This is a genomic window from Mycobacterium simulans (genome assembly GCF_900232995.1).
Classification (GTDB): Bacteria; Actinomycetota; Actinomycetes; order Mycobacteriales; family Mycobacteriaceae; genus Mycobacterium; species Mycobacterium simulans.
In genome coordinates this window covers 821,780-840,453 of the sequence record NZ_OCVX01000003.1, presented here as the reverse complement: position 1 = coordinate 840,453, position 18,674 = coordinate 821,780, and the positions used below count along the sequence as shown (strand labels likewise).

Sequence of the window (18,674 nt, the reverse complement as noted above, 5' to 3'; positions counted from 1 at the left end):
TCTGCTCGCTAGAGCGAGGTCAGCGACAGCATCACGTAGTGCCGAAGCAGCCGACGTGCGCAGTCGTGGACCACAATGTTTCGCCTGCCGTCCAGGCTGTAGGCGGTGTCGACGGCCCAGAAGGCGAACAGGCTGGTCGACCGGTAGGCGGCCATGTCCTCGCAGCGCAGCAAAGCCTCGGCCACGTCCTCCAGCAGGTGTTTCACCGAGCGCGCGGCGGCGGCCGGGCTCATGCCAAGCATGTCGTTGTGCCAGTCGGCGGGTTGGATCTGGTTGCCGTCGAGTGGCAGCGTCTCGAGCACCTCGGAGATCAGGGCGTGGATCTGTCGCGGACGTAGGCAGTCGGCGGGCCGATGCTGGTCCATGTCGGCACTCCAGCCGAGTAACCGCTCATAGAGCCGATCCGCCGACATCTCGCGAATCAGGTTGCGCGCCCATTTTCTCGGTTCCTCGCGGTTGTCGTGGTAGAGGATCAGATCCAGCGGGCCGTGCTTGTCGAACCGCATCAGCCGCCAGATCAGATCGAAGAACTCCTCCCGCGACAGGACCTCACCGTAGGGGATCGGCTGTTCGCGGTTGCGGATCGCTTGCACGTCGGGGGCCTCGGTGGCCGCCGAAATCCATTCCTCGAGTCGCTGCCCGTCGATCTCCTTTTCCTGCAGTGGCATCGGTACCGGGCGCCGCGGGGTGACCTTCCACTTGAGGAGCAGTTCGGCGATCTCGTCGGCGGCGGCGCACAAGGTGGTGATGAACCGCTGCTGGTAGGAGTCGTCGGATACGCCGCTGGTCAGCAGCTCGCTCAAGGAGGCATCCGGGGGGTCCTTGAGATCGCTGACGAGACGGCCGGGGTTGTCGGCGACGCGGTGGAAGGCCATGATGACACAGCTGCGAGCGCTGCCGGTGGCGGTGCGGAAGCGGTGATGCACCAGGGAGCCAGCGGCGAATACGGTGCTCAGCGGTCGTTCGGAATCCGTGACCTCGACCACGGTCGGGTTGTCCTGGCCGCGAAGTTGCATTTGCGCGTCGAACACCTTGCGGATTCTGTCGGTGGTGGTGAAGATCGACGCATTTTCAGTCGACCACGGCACCCCCGTCTCGTTGACGAAGCAGGTGCGGGAGAGTTTATGTGTGCCGGGCAGGAAGGTGAAGTTCTGTCCCGCCGGCCCTTGTGCGGTTCCGCGACGCCAGGTGACAAGGATCTTGTACTCGTCATTGAACGGCGTGTTGTCGATGTGCAGCATATTGTCCTGGGCCAGCACCGACAGCGGTTCGGCGTCCTTGGCGCGTGCGTCGACCATTCTGATCGGCCCGCCGACGGCGTAGGAGATCAATGCGATCATCAATGGGTGCAGCAGCGGCTTGTTAACCGTTGGATCGGTCAGCAGTCCGATCGTTCGCCGCAGATCCACGAAGCGATGGATGAAACTGCCGCTACCCTCCCGGGCCATGATTTCGTCGTAGCGTGCGACCAATTTCAGAAAGGTTTCCGGGGCAACGATGTTGGCGAGGACCACCGCCCCCTGCTCGGCCATTTGACCCATGAGGTTTCGTAGCGCCGCGGTGGCGTCGGCGGCGGTCTCCGAATTCCAGGCCTCAAGCGCGTTGGCGAGCTCCTGCAGGAGCTTTCTCCGGTAGGACTCCTTTGCGTCCAGATCGCTGAATCGTTTGTACGCCCAGGCGGCGGGCAGTTCGTCCTTGGATACCAATTGCGGACCGATGGGCGGTGCGAAATCCAGTGGCAGGATGTCGCTGGCGATGAACGGGGTCAGTTGGATTCCGTCGGAATTGCCCGAAGGGGACTGTGCGGTAGCTGCCCGAACTCGTGAGCCCATGCGATTCTCCTGGGAAAGGCGATTATCTCTGCGGTCGTGCATTACTCGAGAACTCGAGAACTTGACCCCGTCGAGCCGACTGCCAAATGTATAGCCGGGCCCTGGCGATATCGCCAGAGCGGTATCCGAGTCTTGCCCGAAAGGGAAGATGTCATTCCCTTTCGGCTTTCGATGCCAACGGGATATTCCGTGTGATCCGAGCCGTGAATGAGAATCGATGCAGCGGATGCGGACGAGTTGGTGGTGACGGTTGTCCGAGTTCCGCTCGAAAGGGAAGAGTCGATTTCCCGTTAGCTTTAGTCGCCGAAGTCACTGGCATATACCGTGTGATCCGCGCAGTAAACAAGAAGGGATACGCCGGATGCGGACGACTTGGTGGTGCCGGTTGTCCGGATATGTCCTTCGGCATCGGGGTGATTTGCTGCTGGGATTCGGGGCGGCGCTGGCCGGCACCGTTATCGCCGTCCTGGTTCCGCTGGTAGTCAAGCGTGTCGTAGACGATGCGGTCGCGACGGACCACCGGCCTCTGGCACCGTGGGCCACGGTCCTGCTAACCGCTGCCGGTGCGGTCTACTTGCTGACCTTCGTGCGCCGGTACTACGGCGGTCGCATCGCCCACCTGGTACAGCACGACCTACGCATGGATGCTTTTCGGTCCCTGATGAGGTGGGACGGCCGCCAGCTTGACCGGTGGAGCAGCGGCCAGCTAATCGTCCGCACCACCAATGACCTGCAGCTGGTGCAGGGGCTGCTGTTCGACCTGCCCAATGTGATCAGGCATGTGCTCACGCTGCTGCTCTGCGTCGCGGTCATGATCTGGTTGTCCCCGATGCTGGCTCTGCCTGTGGTGCTGCTGGTGCCTTTGATCGCCCTGATTGCTCATCGCAGCCGCCGCTTGCTGGCAGCGGCCACCGAATGCGCTCAGGAGCGCTATGCCACGGTCACGGGGGTTGTCGATGCGGCAGTCTCCGGAATCCAGGTCGTCAAGGCTTTCGCGCAGGAGGGGCAGGAGACGGACAAGCTCGCAACGGCCGGCCGTTCGCTGTTTACGGCGCGGTTGCGGGTGGCCAGGCTCAACGCACACTTCGGTCCGCTGCTACAAAGCCTGCCGGCGCTGGGCCAGATGGCGGTCTTCGCGCTCGGGGGATGGATGGCGGCACAGGGCAGCATCACGGTGGGTACCTTTGTCGCCTTCTGGTCCTGCCTGGCGCTAGTGGCACGGCCGGCGTGCGACCTGGCGGGGATGCTGACGGTTACCCAGCAGGCGCGAGCGGGGGCGGTACGGGTATTCGAAGTTATCGACAGCCAGCCGACACTGGTCGATGGTGCCAAGTGCTTGACCTCGGGGGCTCAGGCTTCGCTCGAGTTTCAGCACGCATCCTTCGGATATGTCGCCGACCGCCCGATCCTGAGCGACATAAGCATGTCGATCCGGCCCGGCGAAACCCTCGCCGTGGTCGGCGCACCGGGCAGCGGCAAATCGACTTTGGCGTTGCTGGCGACGCGTAGCTACGACGTCACCGCCGGCGCGGTGCGGATCGGTGGCCAGGATGTGCGCGACCTGACGCTCGGCTCGCTGCGGTCAGCGGTAGGCCTGGTACCCGAGGAGGCCGTCCTGTTCTCGGGCACGATCGGTGCGAACATCGCATACGGTCGGCCGGATGCGACGGCGGAACAGATTGCCGAGGCGGCCCGGGCAGCGCATGTCGACGAGTTCGTCGACACCTTGCCCGACGGCTATGCCACGGCCGTCGGTGCGCTCGGGCTGACACTGTCCGGCGGGCAACGTCAGCGCATCGCCCTGGCCCGGGCGTTACTCGACCGGCCGCGGTTGCTGATTCTGGACGACCCGACGTCTGCTGTGGACGCCGTCATCGAATCTGGAATTCATGAGGTGTTGCGCGAAGTCATCGCGGATCGTACCGCGATCATCCTCACCCGCCGGCGATCCATGCTCGCATTGGCCGACCGGGTCGCGGTGCTGGAATCCGGGCGGCTGCTCGACATCGGCACCCCCGACGAGTTGTGGGAACGCTGCCCTCGATACCGCGAATTGCTATCGCCCGCACCGGATCTCACCGGTGACCTCGTTGCCGAGGACTGCGCGCCGGTACCAGCACCGACAACACGACCAGCGCCACCGGCCACGCACGATGCGAACAGCTGCACGGCCGAACCTCGCGTCCACACACCCGGCCGCCGCCTGTTCCACCGCCTACTGCGCGACTTCCGTGGTCCGCTTGCGTTGAGCCTGCTCCTGGTAGGAGTCGAGAGCTGCGCGGGTTTGCTACCGCCCCTGCTCATCCGTCACGGTATCGACGTCGGGGTTCGCCAGCACCTGCTGTCGGTGCTGTGGTGCGCAGCGCTCGTGGGCACAGGTGCCGTAGTCGTCCGGTTCGTGGCGCAGTGGGGAGGTGCCATGGTCGCCGGAGCCGCCGGTGAAAAGGTGCTGTTTCGATTGCGGTCCAGCGTGTTCTCCCATGCGCAGCGACTTGGCCTGGACGCTTTCGAAGACGACGGCGATGCCCACATCGTTACCGCAGTTACCTCCGACGTCGAGGCCATCGTGGCGTTTTTGCGAACGGGTCTGGTCACCGCGGTGGTCAGTGCGGTGACTCTGGTGGGCATTCTCGTGGTGCTGTTGGCCATTCACGCCAGGCTGGTGCTGCTCATCATCGCCACGGCGCCGCTGCTGGCCCTTGCGACTTGGCAATTCCAGCGGGCGTCGAACTGGATCTACCGGCAGGCACGCCAACGGCTGGGGACGATGACCGCCACCCTGCGTGAGTACGCGGCGGGGCTGCGGATCGCGCAGGCATTCCGTGCCGAATACGTCGGAGTGCAAAGCTATTTCGCGCACAGCGACGACTATCGCCGAACGCGGGTGCGCGGCCAGCGGCTACTGGCTTTGTACTTTCCATTCGTGGCTTTCCTGTGCAGCCTGGCGACGACCCTGGTGCTGCTAGACGGCGGACGCGAGGTCCAGGCGGGCGTGATATCGGTCGGTGCACTGGTGACGTACCTGCTTTATGTCGAACTGCTGTTCACGCCGATAGACCAGCTTTCGCAAATGTTCGACGGGTATCAGCAGGCGGCGGTGGCGGCCGCGCGGATCCGGTCGTTGTTGAGCGCGCCGTCGCCGTCGTCACCGGTGTCACGGCCGGCGGGCAGGCTGCACGGCGAGGTGGTGTTCGACGCCGTCGACTTCCGGTACCGGACACGGGAAGCGCCGGCATTGGCCGGTATCGACCTGCGAATTCCGGCCGGGCAGACGGTGGTTTTCGTCGGCTCCACGGGGTCCGGGAAATCCACCCTGCTCAAGTTGGTGGCGCGGTTCTATGATCCGACCGCCGGGATAGTGCGGGTCGACGGATGCGACCTGAGGGAATTCGATATCGACGGCTATCGCGGCCGCCTCGGCATCGTGCCGCAGGAACCGTACCTATTCGCCGGGACGGTCCGCGATGCCATCGCATACGGACGGCCCGATGCCACCGATGCGCAGGTCGAACGTGCCGCCAGAGAGGTCGGTGCCCATCCGATGATCACCGCACTCGACGGTGGGTACGCGCATCGGGCCGCCGCGGGCGGGCGCAATCTCTCCGCCGGCCAGCTGCAGTTGCTCGCACTGGCCAGGGCGCGTCTGGTCGATCCCGATATTCTGCTGCTGGACGAGGCTACCGTCGCCTTGGATCCCGCTACCGAGGCCGTTGTGCACAGGGCGATTGTCGGGCTGGCCGCCGGCCGGACGACATTGATTGTGGCGCACCAGCTCGGAATTGCCGAATCCGCCGATCGTGTTGTCGTGCTCGAGCACGGGAGCGTTATCGAGGACGGCACCCACACCGAACTTCTCGCTGCTGGGGGCCGCTATGCGCAGCTATGGGAGGCCCACACTCAAGTGGGCTGGCCGCCGCAATCCCAGCACACGCTGTTGGCGAACAACTTGGTCGCGGCCACCACGCCCTAAAGACGCGGCAGTGCTGACGGGACAGCGCGGCCAATCGGGGGATACGGGATGTCCGCAATCCGGGGGACACGGATGTCCCACAACTAGTTGACATGTGTCAAAAGTCTGTACAGATAGCTCTCGGGCACCAGTTCGCGGCGGTAGGGTGGCTCGTGGTCAGGAGCGGGCCGCAGTGCAAATCCAGTGATCAGACGCGTGACGAGGGCAGACACGTGAGCAGATGGAACGACGGTCACACCGTCGGGAGCTACCTGTCCTCGAACCATTCCGTCGAGCGGCTAGTGCCCGGCAGGCACGCCACGATGAAGACCGAGTTGGCGCACGCGGTGCGGCCCAGGGGGGCGCAGTCCGGCGCGGAGTTCACCTTGTGTCCGGACCGGATGCCAATGGCGCCTATGACAGTCACCCCAGTCGCCCTACTGGCGAGCGACCCACTGACCGAAGAGGGCGCTTTGGCCCGATTCTCGAATTACCGAGAGCTCGATGTGCGCAGTTGGTCGGCCGGATGCGAGGCCACCGTGCTACTGGTGTTGGCCACCACGATCACCGAAAAGTTGTTGTCCAAAATCGACGACGTCCAGCGGGTTATCCCGGGCAATCCGCCCAAACTGGTCGTCGTCGCTGACGAATTCTCCGCGGAACAGGTCTTCCGAATGATCGACCTGGAGCTGACGGGTTTGTTGGATCGCGGGCAGACCACGTTCGACAGCATCGTCGAGACAATCCGGTTGTCCGCGGAAGGCCGCCTCCGACTTCCAGAACGTGTCCAGCGTGATCTGGTCGGCCGCCTCAGATCGATTGGGACGGCCCAACCCGCCGCGGGGGATACCGCCTGTCTCGCCGAGCGTGCGGTGGAGGTCTTGCGTCTGCTTTCGGACGGCCTGAGCACGTGCGAAGTGGCGATGAAACTCAACTACTCAGAGCGCACGATCAAGAACATCGTTCACGACGTCGTGACGCGGCTGAAGCTGCGCAACCGCACGCACGCCATCGCCTATGCCGTGCGTGCCGGCATCATCTAAGTTCCAGTCCACACCGCCACCTGTCGTTTTGGGTCTATCCCTACCCGGCGATTATGTATAGCATCATACATATGCGGAGCCCACGTGAGCGGATGGTGGTCTCTGCTGCCCTGTTGATCAGGGAACGGGGTGCTCACGCCACCGCTATCTCGGACGTTCTGCAGCACAGCGGGGCGCCGCGTGGTTCGGCCTACCACTATTTCCCGGGTGGGCGTACCCAGCTGCTCTGCGAGGCGGTCGACTACGCCGGCGAGCATGTCGCCGCGATCATCAACGACACCCAGCCGGGCGTCGAGTTGTTGGACACGTTGGTCGACAAATATCGCCAGCAACTGCTTGGCAGTGACTTCCGCGCGGGCTGCCCCATCGCCGCGGTCTCGGTCGAAGCGGGGGAGGCGGCCGATCGGGAGCGGATGACGCCGGTGATCGAGCGCGCGGCCGCCGTGTTCGACCGTTGGTGCGACCTGATCGCGCAGCGCTTCATTGCCGACGGCATACCGTCGGAGCGGGCGAAAGAATTAGCGGCCTTGGTTACCTCGGCGCTTGAGGGCGCGCTGTTGCTGGCCCGTGTGCAGCGCGACCTGAAGCCACTTGATCTCGTTCATCGCCAGCTGCACAACCTGCTGCTGGCCGAGCTGCCGGAAGGAACCCGCGATGACCACCACTGATTGGCAGCACACTGCCTGCATTCTGTGCGAATGCAATTGCGGCATCGTCGTGCAAGTCGAAGATCGCAAACTCGCTCGAATCAGGGGTGACAAGGAGCATCCGGGGTCGCGGGGTTACACCTGCAACAAGGCGCTGCGTCTGGACCACTACCAGAACAACCGTGCTCGCCTGACGTCGCCGATGCGCCGCCGTCCCGATGGAACCTACGAGGAGATCGACTGGGACACTGCGATTGTCGAGATTGCCGAAGGATTCAAGCGAATCCGCGATACATACGGCGGTGACAAGATCTTCTACTACGGCGGCGGAGGTCAGGGCAATCATCTTGGCGGGGCCTATAGTGGCGCATTCCTGAAGGCCCTAGGTTCGCGCTACCGCTCAAACGCGTTGGCGCAAGAGAAAACTGGCGAGGCTTGGGTCGACGGTCAACTATATGGTGGTCACACCCGGGGCGAATTCGAGCACGCGGAAGTGTCGGGGTTCGTCGGAAAGAACCCGTGGATGTCGCAGAGCTTCCCACGAGCGAGGGTGGTACTCAACGAGATTGCCAAAGACCCGGCCCGGTCGATGATCGTGATCGATCCCGTCGTTACCGACACCGCGAAGATGGCCGGCTTCCACCTTCGGGTGCGACCCGGCACCGACGCCTGGTGTCTGACGGCGCTTGCCGCTGTGCTGGTTCAGGAAAACCTGTGCGACGAAGCATTTCTTGCCGACCATGTGCACGGCGCCGACACCGTGCGCGCTGTCTTACGTGAAGTCCCGATACCTGACTTCGCCGAGCACTGCGGGGTTGATGAAGAGCTGTTGCGTGCCGCCGCACGCCGCATCGGCAGCGCGGCCAGCGTTGCGGTGTTCGAAGACCTCGGCATTCAGCAGGGTCCCAACAGCACACTGTGCTCCTATCTCAACAAGCTGCTGTGGATTTTCACCGGAAATTTTGCGAAAAAGGGCGGCCAGCACCTGCATTCGTCCTTCGCTCCGCTGTTCAGCAAGGTCTCTGGCCGCACCCCCGTGACCGGAGCGCCCATCATCGCCGGGCTGATCCCTGCCAATGCCGTTCCCGAAGAAATCCTGACCGACCACCCGGACCGGTTCCGCGCTATGATCGTTGAAAGCGGCAATCCGGCCCACTCGCTGGCCGATTCGACCGCGTGCCGCAAGGCTTTCCAGGCGCTGGAACTGATGATTGTAGTCGATGTCGCTATGACCGAGACCGCTCGACTCGCGCACTACGTGCTGCCCGCGGCCTCCCAGTTCGAGAAGCCGGAAGCCACGTTCTTCAATTTCGAGTTCCCGCACAACGGCTTCCAGTTGCGAAGGCCGCTGCTCGAGCCGCTACCCGGAACGCTGCCCGAGCCGGAGATCTGGGCCCGGTTGGTTCGGGCGCTTGGCGTGGTGGACGAAGCGGATCTGCGGCCGCTGCGCGAAGCGGCTCAGCGAGGACGCCAGGCCTACACCGAGGCGTTCCTTACCGCGATGGCGACCAATCCCACTGTGGCGAAACTACTTCCGTATGTGCTTTACGAAACGCTGGGGCCGACGCTGCCGGACGGGCTAGCCGGGGCGGCGGCGTTGTGGGGTCTCGCCCAGAAGGTGGCGATGACGTATCCCGAGGCCGTTCGACGTGCCGGCCACGCGGACGGCAACGCGCTGTTCGACGCGATCCTCGACAGCCCGTCGGGGGTCACCTTTACCGCGCACAACTACGAGGACGATTTCGCGTTGATCAGCCACGACGATCACAAGATTGCGCTCGAAATCCCTGAAATGCTGGACGAGATAAGGTCGTTGACCCGGACGCCGGCTCGGCTGACCACTGCCGAATTGCCGATCGTGCTATCTGTGGGCGAACGCCGCGCCTACACCGCCAACGACATCTTCCGCGACCCGTCCTGGCGTAAACGTGACGCGGACGGGGCGCTACGCGTCAGCGTCGAAGACGCCCAAGCCCTTGGGCTTGTCGACGGAGGCCGGGCCCGCGTCACCACCGCGGCCGGCACTGCGGAGGCAACCGTCGAGATCAACGAGGCGATGCTGCCCGGACATGCCGCCCTGCCCAATGGCTTTGGGCTCGACTACGTCGACGCTGATGGACGCACCGTCGTTCCGGGCGTCGCGCCGAATGCGCTCACTTCTACCGAATGGCGCGACCGGTACGCCGGCACGCCCTGGCACAAACACGTGCCAGCGCGCATCGAACTGTGCCGAGCAGACGCAGAATCGCACGCGTAGGGGTGGATTTACGCGATTCTGTGTCTGCTCGCGGAGATTAGTTCCAGATGCGGACGCGGCGTTGGGGCTCCAGGAACAGCGCGTCATTCTCGGCGACGTCGAAGGCCTCGTAAAACGCGTCGACGTTACGGATGACGCCGTTGCAGCGGAACTCCGGCGGGGAGTGCGGATCCACTGCGAGCCGCCGGATCGCCTCAGCATCACGCGATTTGGACCGCCACACCTGTGCCCAGCCGAAGAAGACGCGCTGCACGCCGGTGAGGCCGTCGATCACCGGAGCCGGCTCACCGTTCAGCGACAGCTGGTAGGCCAGCAACGCTATGGATAACCCACCCAGGTCGCCGATGTTTTCGCCGACGGTGAACGCGCCATTCACGTGGTGGCTCTTGTCGAGAGCCCGGGGCGTGTACGCCTCGTACTGCTCGATCAGCGCCTTGGTGCGGGCGCCGAACTCGGTGCGGTCGTCGTCGGTCCACCAGTCGACCAGGTTGCCGTCGCCGTCGTACTTGGCGCCCTGGTCGTCGAAGCCGTGCCCGATTTCGTGTCCGATCACCGCACCGATGCCGCCGTAGTTGGCGGCGTCGTCGGCCTCGGCGTCGAAGAATGGAGGCTGCAAAATCGCTGCGGGAAAGACGATTTCGTTCATACCGGGGTTGTAGTAGGCGTTCACGGTCTGCGGGGTCATGAACCACTCGTCCCGGTCCACCGGGCCACCGAGCTTGGCGAGCTCGCGGTCGTGGTTTACCGCGTGGCCGCGCTGGTAGTTGCCGTAGAGGTCGTCGCGGTCGATCACCAACTTCGAGTAGTCCCGCCACTTGGCTGGATAGCCAACCTTCGCGGTGAACTTGGCCAGCTTGGCCAGCGCGCGTTCCCGGGTCTGTGGTGTCATCCAGTCAAGTTCGCTGATGCTGATCCGGTACGCCTCTTGCAGGTTGTGTACCAGGGCGTCGATGCGAGCCTTGGCTCCCGGCGGGAAATGCCGTTGCACATAAAGCTTTCCGACGGCGTCGCCCATCAGGCCCTCCACCAGCGCCACCGCCCGCTTCCAGCGGTCACGGATCTGCTCGGCGCCGGTCAACCTGCGGCCGTAGAAGTCGAAATCCGCTGCGACGAGCTCGCGGGTCAGCCAGGGGGCGCGGACGCGGATCAACCGCCAACGGGCCCAGCGCTTCCAGTCTTCGAGATCTTCGCCGGTCCACAACTGGGCGAAAGCGGTGAGGTAATCAGGTTGGCGCACAATCAGTTCGGAGACATCTTCCGGAGCGCTGCCCAGTGCCGTCACCCAACCGGCCCAGTCGAAGCCCGCCCCTTCGGTTTGCAAATCCGCGAAGGTGCGCAGGTTGTAGGTGAGCTCGGCGTCGCGGCGCTTGACCACATCCCAGTGCGCCGCAGCGAGTTTAGACTCTAGCGCAACGATGCGGGCAGCTGTTCCGGCGTGGTCTTCGCTTTCGCCCCCGTATACGAGGCTGAACATCCGGGCGATGTGCCGAGGGTAGTCGGCCAGTATGTCGGCGTGCTGCTCGTCGCGGAAGTAGGACTCGTCCGGCAACCCGATGCCGGACTGAGAGAAGTGCACCAGGTAGCGCGTCGAGTCCTTGGCGTCGGTATCGACGTATAGTGCGATGCCGCCGCCCATTCCGGTTCGTTGCAGGGCGCCGATGGCAACCGCCAGTGCATCGTGGTCGGCGGCGGCGTCGATCGTGGCCAGTTCGTCGAGCAGCGGTTGCACGCCCGCGCGCTCGACGGCTTCCTCGTCGAGGAAGCTGGCGTAGAGGTCGCCGATGCGCTGTTCGTCGGTGCCTAGCGCGGAGTCTGAGGCATCGCTGGCCCGGCTAGCTTCAGCGATGAGCTCTCGCACCTGCTCTTCGGCACGGTCGAACAGGGCACGGAAGGCGCCGTCGATGGCGCGATCTGCAGGTATCTCGTATTCGCTGAGCCAGCGACCGTTGACATGACCGTAGAGGTCGTCTTGAGGCCGGGCGCCGGCGTCGACATGGCTCAGGTCGATGCCCGAGTGAATGGCCGCATACGTCACCCCGCCATCCTTCCATCTCGTTTCGGGTGCGACGATCGGGCCATGTCAGACGATCCAGAGCCCTCGTTAGGGCCGGCCGAGGAGTCCGATAAGGCGGAGCCGGATACGTCGGTGCCCGAATCGTCGGACGGGGCGATGTTCTCCAGTTACGGCATCGCCTCGACCGTTCTCGGTGTGGTGTCGGTGGTCGCGGTCGTGCTTGGGGTACTGATCTGGCAGGGGCATCGTGACGACGCAGGCGAGCGCGCTTATCTGACCCGGGTCATCCGGACCGCCGCCGAATGGACCGATGTGCTGATCAACATGAACGCCGGCAACGTCGACGCCAGCCTGCAGCGACTGCACGACGAAACGGTCGGACAACTCAACACCGACTTCGACGCCGCTGTACAGCCCTACCGCCAGGTGGTGGAGAAGCTGCAGACACGCAGCACGGGCCGGATCGAGGCGGTGGCGGTCGAAACGGTGCACCACGACCTGGACACCCAGCCGGGCGCCGCTCGGCCCGTGGTGATTACGAAGCTGCCGCCGTTCGCCACCCGGACGGACTCGGTGATGGTCGTGGCGACGTCGATTGCCGAAAATGCCGGCGCCAAGCCACAGACGGTGCACTGGAGCCTGCGACTCGATGTCTCCAGCGTGGACGGCAAGCTGATGATCTCCAAGCTGGAGTCAATCCGATGAGAAACGCATGGCGGCTTGTGGCCTTCGACATCCTCGCACCACTGGCCGCGATCGCGGCGCTGCTGGCGATCGGAGTCGTGCTCGGCTGGCCGCTGTGGTGGGTTTCCACGTGTTCGGTGCTGGTGCTGCTGATCGTAGAAGCGGTGGCGGTCAATTTCCTGCTGTTTCGCCGCGATGCGGTGACCGTTGGCACCGACGACGACGCGCCCGGACTGCGATTGGCCGTTGCCGTGCTGTGCGCGGCCGCAGTCTCGGCGGCCGTGATGACCGGGTACTTGCAGTGGACGACACCGGATGAAGACTTCAAACGGGATTCCCGAACGGTGGTACAGATTGCAACCGGGATGGCGGAAGCGGTGGCGTCGTTCTCTCCGACCGCCCCGACAGCCTTCGTCGACAAGGCCGCGGCGATGATGGTGCCGGAACGGGCGGGCGCGTTCAAGGAGCAGTACGCCAAGTCCAGCGCCGACCTGGCACAGCGGAAGGTGACCGCACAGGCCGCCACACTGTCAGCTGGCGTCGAGGCCCTGGGGCCGGCGGCCGCCAGTGTCGCGGTGATTCTGCGAGTTACCCAGGACACGCCCGGCCAGCCGACCAGCCAGGCGGCACCCGCAGTGCGGGTGACGCTGACCAAGCGGGGCAATGACTGGCTGGTGCTCGACGTAACGCCGATCAGCTCGCGCTAACTCACGCTTAATTGGAGTCGGCGGTGCCCGAGTTCTTTACCCGTACGAACCGGTCGGAGAGCCGGCGCATCCGGATCATCAGCGAAGCCGATGGGCTGACGCTGCCATCGAGGTAGGCGGCCAGGTCCGGCGTGGTCACGCCGATGCGCGAGGCGAATTCCTGCTGTTCGAGACCCGAACGATCCAGGAGAAGCCTCACGTGACGGGCCACCTCGGCACGCTCGTTGGCCTCTAGGTGAGCGCGGGCGCGGTCCAGCACCTCCCACAGCGCTTTGGAGATGCCATATCGTGCGCCGTCTAGGACTTCCTCGACTTGGCGCGCCGTGCGCCCGTAGGGGTCGCGTTTCAGGGCGGCGGCAATGCGTTTCCAGGTGGCGATGTCGCCGCCCTCCAGCGCGGATCGGATAGCGGCGGTGGGCCAGAACTCCACCGGTTGGTCCGGGTCGTGGGAACTCGGGTTCGCCTGGGGTCTTTGCAAGGGCCCCTGTGGCGGCGATGCGGGCGCAGGCTTTCGCTGGTCGGCTGCCAACGTCACCTCGCCTCCTCCAACATCGCCACGGCCACCGACAGGCAGCGCTGCCTGACCTCCTCCCAGTTTGCCCTGGCATCCGGTTCGATCTCCCCATTATCGAGGTCAGACGGATGTGGATCCGCCAGTCGTCGAACCAATTGGGTAGCCATCCACTGCCGCCTTGAAGACTGGCCGAGTGGTTGACAACAGTAATACCTGTCCATTCCGGCCAGCACCACTGCGACGGTCTCGGGTTCCATCGTGTCGACCATGTCAGCGAATTCGGCAAAGTCGCGGCTGCTGTTACGGCACATGATCAAGTAGCCCTTGAGACGTAGGGTTTCCGCGCCGGTCGGAATTCGGAGTCTGTCACCGGTGGGCAATTGCACCTTGGTGGTCTCAACCGGGCTGCGGCGCTCAAATGTGTCGCGAGCCGTCGCAGTGGTCTGCAATGCATCGAGGGCGACCGATAACCGGCCCCGCCAGACGGTGACCGGGTGAACCGGCCGCTCGGCCCACGACATCGCTCGGGCGATGCCGTTACGGTAGGCAAGGCCGACCTTGCTGGCCGCTGACGCGAGTGCGGCACCTTCTTGTAGAACCTGCTCCGGCTCGTCCGTGTTACGTCCACAACCGGTGAAGGCGAGCGGATCCGCCACGCAAATGGCATCGGGCGCAAGGTGTTTGAGCTTCGCCGCCGACTTGATCACCATGCGCAGGTCGGCGCTGGGCGCTATCGCCGCGGTGATGTCCTCGGGGATGACCACGACGTCGCCGAGGTCGACCTCGGGCAGCGGCCTGTCGAAGTCGACGGACGGCAAGACCCGGGCCAACCATCCTGGCAGCCACCAATTCCACTTGGCGAACATCGCCATCAACGCCGGCACCAATATCAGCCGCACAATGGTGGCGTCGACGGCAATCGCGACCGCACACGCCACACCGATCTCGGCGACCAGCGGCATGCCGGCGAACGCGAACCCACAGAACACCGCGATCATGATCAGCGCGGCGCTGGTGATCGTGCGCGCGCTGGTGCTCACGCCGTAGGCAACGGCATCCCGGGTGTGGCCGGTTTGTAGGAAGCGTTCGCGGATCCGGGTGAGCAGGAAGATCTCGTAGTCCATCGACAGCCCGAACGTCATCGCCAGCACCAATGGGGGCACCGTGCTGTCGATCGAACTCAGGTGCGGGAAGCCGAGTCGTTCTGCCCAGCCCCACTGAAAGACCATCACCAGGCTGCCGTAGGCGGCCGCAACCGACAGCAGGGTCATCAGGACGCCCTTGAGCGCCAACAAAACCGAGTGGACCGAGATCAACAGCATGAGAAACGCGATCAGTGCAACGAAGATCAGCACCAGCGGTTCGGTTGCCGACACTCGGTCGTCGAAGTCCTTGATCAGCGCTGTCGGACCGCCGACGTCGACGCGAGCGGAACCGCCGTCGGCGACCTTGGGCAGCTGGGATCGCATCCAGTCCACCGTCTGCCGGGCACCCATGTCCTCGGGATCGACCGACAGGACCGCACTGAGCAGGGCGCTGCGGTTGTTGTCGGCAAATTCGGGCGGTGCCACCGACGCGACGTTGGGTGCCTGCGCCATACGCTCGCGGATCGCGGCAAGCGTTTGGGCATGTTCGGGTGCGGAGGCTTGGATATCAGGACTGTGCGGAAATCGGACCAGCACCTGAACCGGCCCCAGGGCGCCGGGGCCGAGCGCCTGGGACGCCGCTGCCACTCCGGCGCGGATCTCGTGTGACGAGTCGAACTGGCGCAGCAAGCTATTGCCCAGCACCATCGATGTCGCCGGTAGGGCCGTGACGATCAAGACGGCCGATGCCGCCAACGCCGACATCCATGGCCGGCGCATAACCCATCCGACCCAACGCGTCCAGAACCGAGACACCGTGGTTTCAGGACGGCGCGACCAGTGCAGCAGCGCTGACCTTTTGGCCGCTGCCCTGCCGAACGTCGCCAGCGCCGCCGGCGTCAAGGTGGCCGACGTCAGCATCGCGACAGCGACCGCCAGAATCGCTCCCGTGGCCATCGACTTCAGTGCCGGGGTGTTGATCAGATAGATGCCGGTAAGGGAGGCGATGACGGTCAGGCCCGACAACACGACCGCGAGCCCCGACGTTGCCATCGCGGCGTCCACGGCATCGGCAGGCTGACGGCCGGAACGCAGCTCCTCGCGAAAGCGCATCAAGATGAATAGCGAGTAGTCGACGGCGAGCGCGATGCCGAACATGGACACCGTCGATGTCACGAACACCGACATGGTGGTGTGCATCGACAACAGGAAGACCAGGCCCATCGTGACGACGACCGTGCAAACCCCGAGCGCAAGCGGGATCGCCGCGGCCGCCAGCGAACCGAACACCGCGAGCAAGACGATCAGGATGATCGGCAGGTTCCAGCGTTCGGCGGCGGCGATGTCGTGTTTGGTGTTTGCCGCCGCCGCGGCGGACAGCGCGCCCTGCCCGATCACATAGAGCCGCACATGGCCATTCGCGGTCTGTCCGGACTGATCGCCCGTGACGCCGACTCGTTGGCGGAGCTTTTTGGCAACGTCGCTGGTGCCGGCGTTGCGCGCGTCCAAGCGTAGCGACACCACATAAGGCCGGTCGGGTCGTGGGGGCCGTTGGGTGGGGTTGGGTACCTCCGAAACGCCGGGAAACTCGCCGGCGATTTGTCGCAGCTGGGCGACGGCGTCATTGATGTCTTGATAACTGGCGTCGGCGCGGGGCGCGGCCACCAGCGCCAACGAGGAGGCTCCCAGGTCGGGATAGGCAGCGATGAGCTCGTCATGGACAAAGATCGACTGCGACCCGGCTACCTCGAAACCGCCGCCGGTGAGATTCCCCGACTGCGTTAGTGCCAAGTAGATCGCCGGTACCAGCGCGAGCAACCAGCCGGCGAAGACGAACCAGCGGAACCTGCGCAGGTTGCGGCTCAGGCGCATCATGAACTGCTGGATGTCGGTCTCCCCGTATTTGTCGCGCAACGCGTGCCCGCGAGCCTACCGCAGAGCACTGTGCATTATGTCGGCTTCTCGGTTGCTGAGCTGCAACGATTCGGCCGCGGTGAAGCCCCTGTGGCAGGATGACGGATGGCCGTGTGGGGCCTCGTCTTCGGGGGTCGGGGGGCCGCTATTGATGATCGTCGCACCAAGGAGCTATCCATGAAGCCGACCACTACAACCGTGCGCCTCGGGCTGTTGGCAGCACTGATCGCCGCTGCGCTGCCGGGCGCGGGGATCGCCGTGCCGCCGGCCAGGAGTGCGTCGGATCCATGTGCCGCCAGCGAAGTGGCCAGGACGATCGGTTCGGTCGCCAAGCAAACAGGTGACTATCTGGACTCGCATCCCGAGACCAACCAAGCGATGACCGCGGTATTGCAGCAGCCGGCAGGGCAGGGATCATTGGGATCGCTGGGATCGCTGAAAAGCTATTTCGAGGCCAATCCCAAGGCCGCCGGCGACTTGCAGTCGCTTGCGCAACCGTTGACCCATTTGTCCACGCAGTGCAAGCTGCCGGTCACGCTGCCGCAGGCGCTCGGCATCGCTCAGGCAGCTCAAGGTGCGGGTGGCCTGCCGGGTCTGCCGGCCGGCATTCCGGGCGGTACGGCCGGGACCCAGGCGACCCCGCCCGCGGCGACCGGGCCGCTTCCGGGGCCGACGCGGTCAAACCACGCGAACTAGCCGCGATCGTCGCCGTCGCGATCTCGGTCAGGCGGCAGCGGACCTTGCAGGGCGGTTTCGGCCGGGTCCTCGAAGGGCTCGAAAGGGTTGCCGAGGCTTTGGATCGGCAACCGCAGATCCGGGTCGGTGGGCGGGTCGTCGCCGGTGTCTGCGTCGGCGGCTTTCTCGGTGCGGAACATGAAGAAAAACACGACCCAGCCGATCGCGGCGATAAATAGCCAGCTGATCAGCCGGTAGATCAGCATCGCCGAGATAGCGTTCGGCAAGGCCATGCCGCTGGATACCAGGCCAGGAACCAGCACCGCCTCGACGACCAGTAGACCGCCCGGCATCAGCGGGATGGTGCCGACCGCGCGGGCTGCCGCGTAGGCCACCGTCAATCCTGCGAGTGAGGCGTGGTCGCCCGCGGCGTAGGCGGCGCAGGCAAGGCAGGCTACGTCGGCGATCCAGTTGAAAAGCGACCAACTGAACGCGAGCCCCAGGTCGCGCCGGCTCAGGCTGACCGACTCGAGTTGCATGAGTATCTGCCGCCACTTGTCCAACCCGGTGTCGACCGGCCTGCCGCGGATCGAGTTGACCCACGACAACACCCGGCTGCCGATCCCTTCGATGAGCTCCGGCCGCGACGCCACCGCCTGGGCCAACAGCAACAACGCGACGAAACCACCGAGGGTGAACAGCAGCGAGAACGGATTGTTCTTGGCGCCCAGGAAGAAGGCGCCGCCCAGCCCCAGCAGGCCCCAGCAGTGCCAACCCCACCGCCTGCAGCAGCCCCGACATCACCAGCTGCCACGACGCCACGACCGATGAGGCACCCCAGATGCGTTGTTGGCGGAGCAGGAACGTCGCCGACAACACCGGCCCGCCCGGCAGCGTGGTGCTCAGCGAGTTGGCGGCATAGAACGCGGCTTCCGACCGCAACTGTTTGACGTGCACACCGGCCGACCGCAACAACGTGCGCTGGATCTGGGCAAAGCTGTGCATCGACGCTGCCGCCGCTAGCATCGCGGCAACCAGCCACCACCAGTTGGCCTGGTACACACTCATCCAGGCCTTGGCGAGCTGGTCCCAAACCAGTGCCACCTCTACGCCGAGAACGATCGCGACGATGGATAGGACCACCCATCGCAGCCACCAGTACTTGCCGCGCGAAGCCTCCGGGCGCTGGGCGAGGAGCTTGCGGGCAGGCGCGTCGTGCGACACCTGATTAGGGTAACGGTGCAGGTGGCGCCGCCATCGCCGCACGTCGCCGACTGTGTCGGGCTCGTAACCGGATCGTGCCAGCTATGACGTGACCTCCGATGACCTCCGATCCACACGGTCCCCAGATAC

General features: G+C 64.8%; 11 protein-coding genes and 1 pseudogene. 7 read left to right on the top strand and 5 right to left on the bottom strand.

The window, feature by feature from the left end:
- Positions 1–8 precede the first annotated feature (8 nt).
- Positions 9–1,832: a hypothetical protein gene (locus MSIMFI_RS04540; protein ID WP_396819420.1), complete on the bottom strand. Its 1,824-nt coding sequence runs from the start codon at positions 1,830–1,832 to the stop codon at positions 9–11.
- A gap of 361 nt (positions 1,833–2,193) precedes the next feature.
- On the opposite strand from MSIMFI_RS04540, the gene MSIMFI_RS04535 reads away from it, so the two are divergent.
- The 4 genes from MSIMFI_RS04535 to MSIMFI_RS04520 all read left to right on the top strand — a co-directional run bounded on the left by MSIMFI_RS04535 (position 2,194) and on the right by MSIMFI_RS04520 (position 9,728).
- Positions 2,194–5,802: an ABC transporter ATP-binding protein gene (locus MSIMFI_RS04535; protein ID WP_191496304.1), complete on the top strand. Its 3,609-nt coding sequence runs from the start codon at positions 2,194–2,196 to the stop codon at positions 5,800–5,802.
- A 386-nt stretch (positions 5,803–6,188) separates the two neighbouring features.
- Positions 6,189–6,824 carry a response regulator transcription factor gene (locus MSIMFI_RS04530; RefSeq protein WP_191498025.1) on the top strand — a complete coding sequence of 212 codons (636 nt, stop codon included), beginning with the start codon at positions 6,189–6,191 and terminating at the stop codon, positions 6,822–6,824.
- 71 nt (positions 6,825–6,895) lie between these two features.
- A complete protein-coding gene (locus MSIMFI_RS04525) occupies positions 6,896–7,492 on the top strand; it encodes a TetR/AcrR family transcriptional regulator (protein WP_191496303.1) in 597 nt (198 codons plus the stop codon).
- A complete protein-coding gene (locus MSIMFI_RS04520; RefSeq protein ID WP_191496302.1) occupies positions 7,479–9,728 on the top strand; it encodes a molybdopterin-dependent oxidoreductase in 2,250 nt (749 codons plus the stop codon). The genes MSIMFI_RS04525 and MSIMFI_RS04520 overlap by 14 nt, the downstream gene beginning before the upstream one ends.
- A gap of 37 nt (positions 9,729–9,765) precedes the next feature.
- Here the strand turns inward: MSIMFI_RS04520 and MSIMFI_RS04515 are convergent, their stop codons facing one another.
- Complete coding sequence (locus MSIMFI_RS04515) at positions 9,766–11,763, bottom strand: M13 family metallopeptidase (protein ID WP_191496301.1); 1,998 nt, start codon at positions 11,761–11,763, stop codon at positions 9,766–9,768.
- A 42-nt stretch (positions 11,764–11,805) separates the two neighbouring features.
- Here MSIMFI_RS04515 and MSIMFI_RS04510 point away from each other — a divergent pair, with 42 nt between their 5' ends.
- Positions 11,806–12,447, top strand: coding sequence for a hypothetical protein (locus MSIMFI_RS04510; protein WP_191496300.1), 642 nt, complete (start codon positions 11,806–11,808; stop codon positions 12,445–12,447).
- On the top strand, positions 12,444–13,133 hold the full coding sequence (locus MSIMFI_RS04505) for a hypothetical protein (protein WP_191496299.1): 690 nt from the start codon (positions 12,444–12,446) through the stop codon (positions 13,131–13,133). The genes MSIMFI_RS04510 and MSIMFI_RS04505 overlap by 4 nt, the downstream gene beginning before the upstream one ends.
- 7 nt (positions 13,134–13,140) lie before the next feature.
- Here MSIMFI_RS04505 and MSIMFI_RS04500 read toward each other — a convergent pair whose 3' ends face one another.
- Together MSIMFI_RS04500 and MSIMFI_RS04495 are read right to left on the bottom strand one after the other, a co-directional pair.
- A complete protein-coding gene (locus tag MSIMFI_RS04500) occupies positions 13,141–13,668 on the bottom strand; it encodes a helix-turn-helix domain-containing protein (RefSeq protein WP_191496298.1) in 528 nt (175 codons plus the stop codon).
- Entirely contained in the window at positions 13,665–16,607 is a 2,943-nt protein-coding gene (locus MSIMFI_RS04495) for an MMPL family transporter (protein WP_191498024.1), read from the bottom strand. Before MSIMFI_RS04495 ends, MSIMFI_RS04500 begins: the two co-directional genes overlap by 4 nt.
- 216 nt (positions 16,608–16,823) lie before the next feature.
- Between MSIMFI_RS04495 and MSIMFI_RS04490 the strand changes: the two genes are divergently transcribed.
- Entirely contained in the window at positions 16,824–17,342 is a 519-nt protein-coding gene (locus MSIMFI_RS04490; RefSeq protein WP_191496297.1) for a hemophore, read from the top strand.
- Here MSIMFI_RS04490 and MSIMFI_RS04485 read toward each other — a convergent pair.
- Positions 17,339–18,545 (bottom strand): annotated as a pseudogene (locus MSIMFI_RS04485) (lysylphosphatidylglycerol synthase transmembrane domain-containing protein). The gene MSIMFI_RS04490 and the pseudogene MSIMFI_RS04485 sit on opposite strands and share 4 nt — an antisense overlap.
- Positions 18,546–18,674 lie beyond the last annotated feature (129 nt).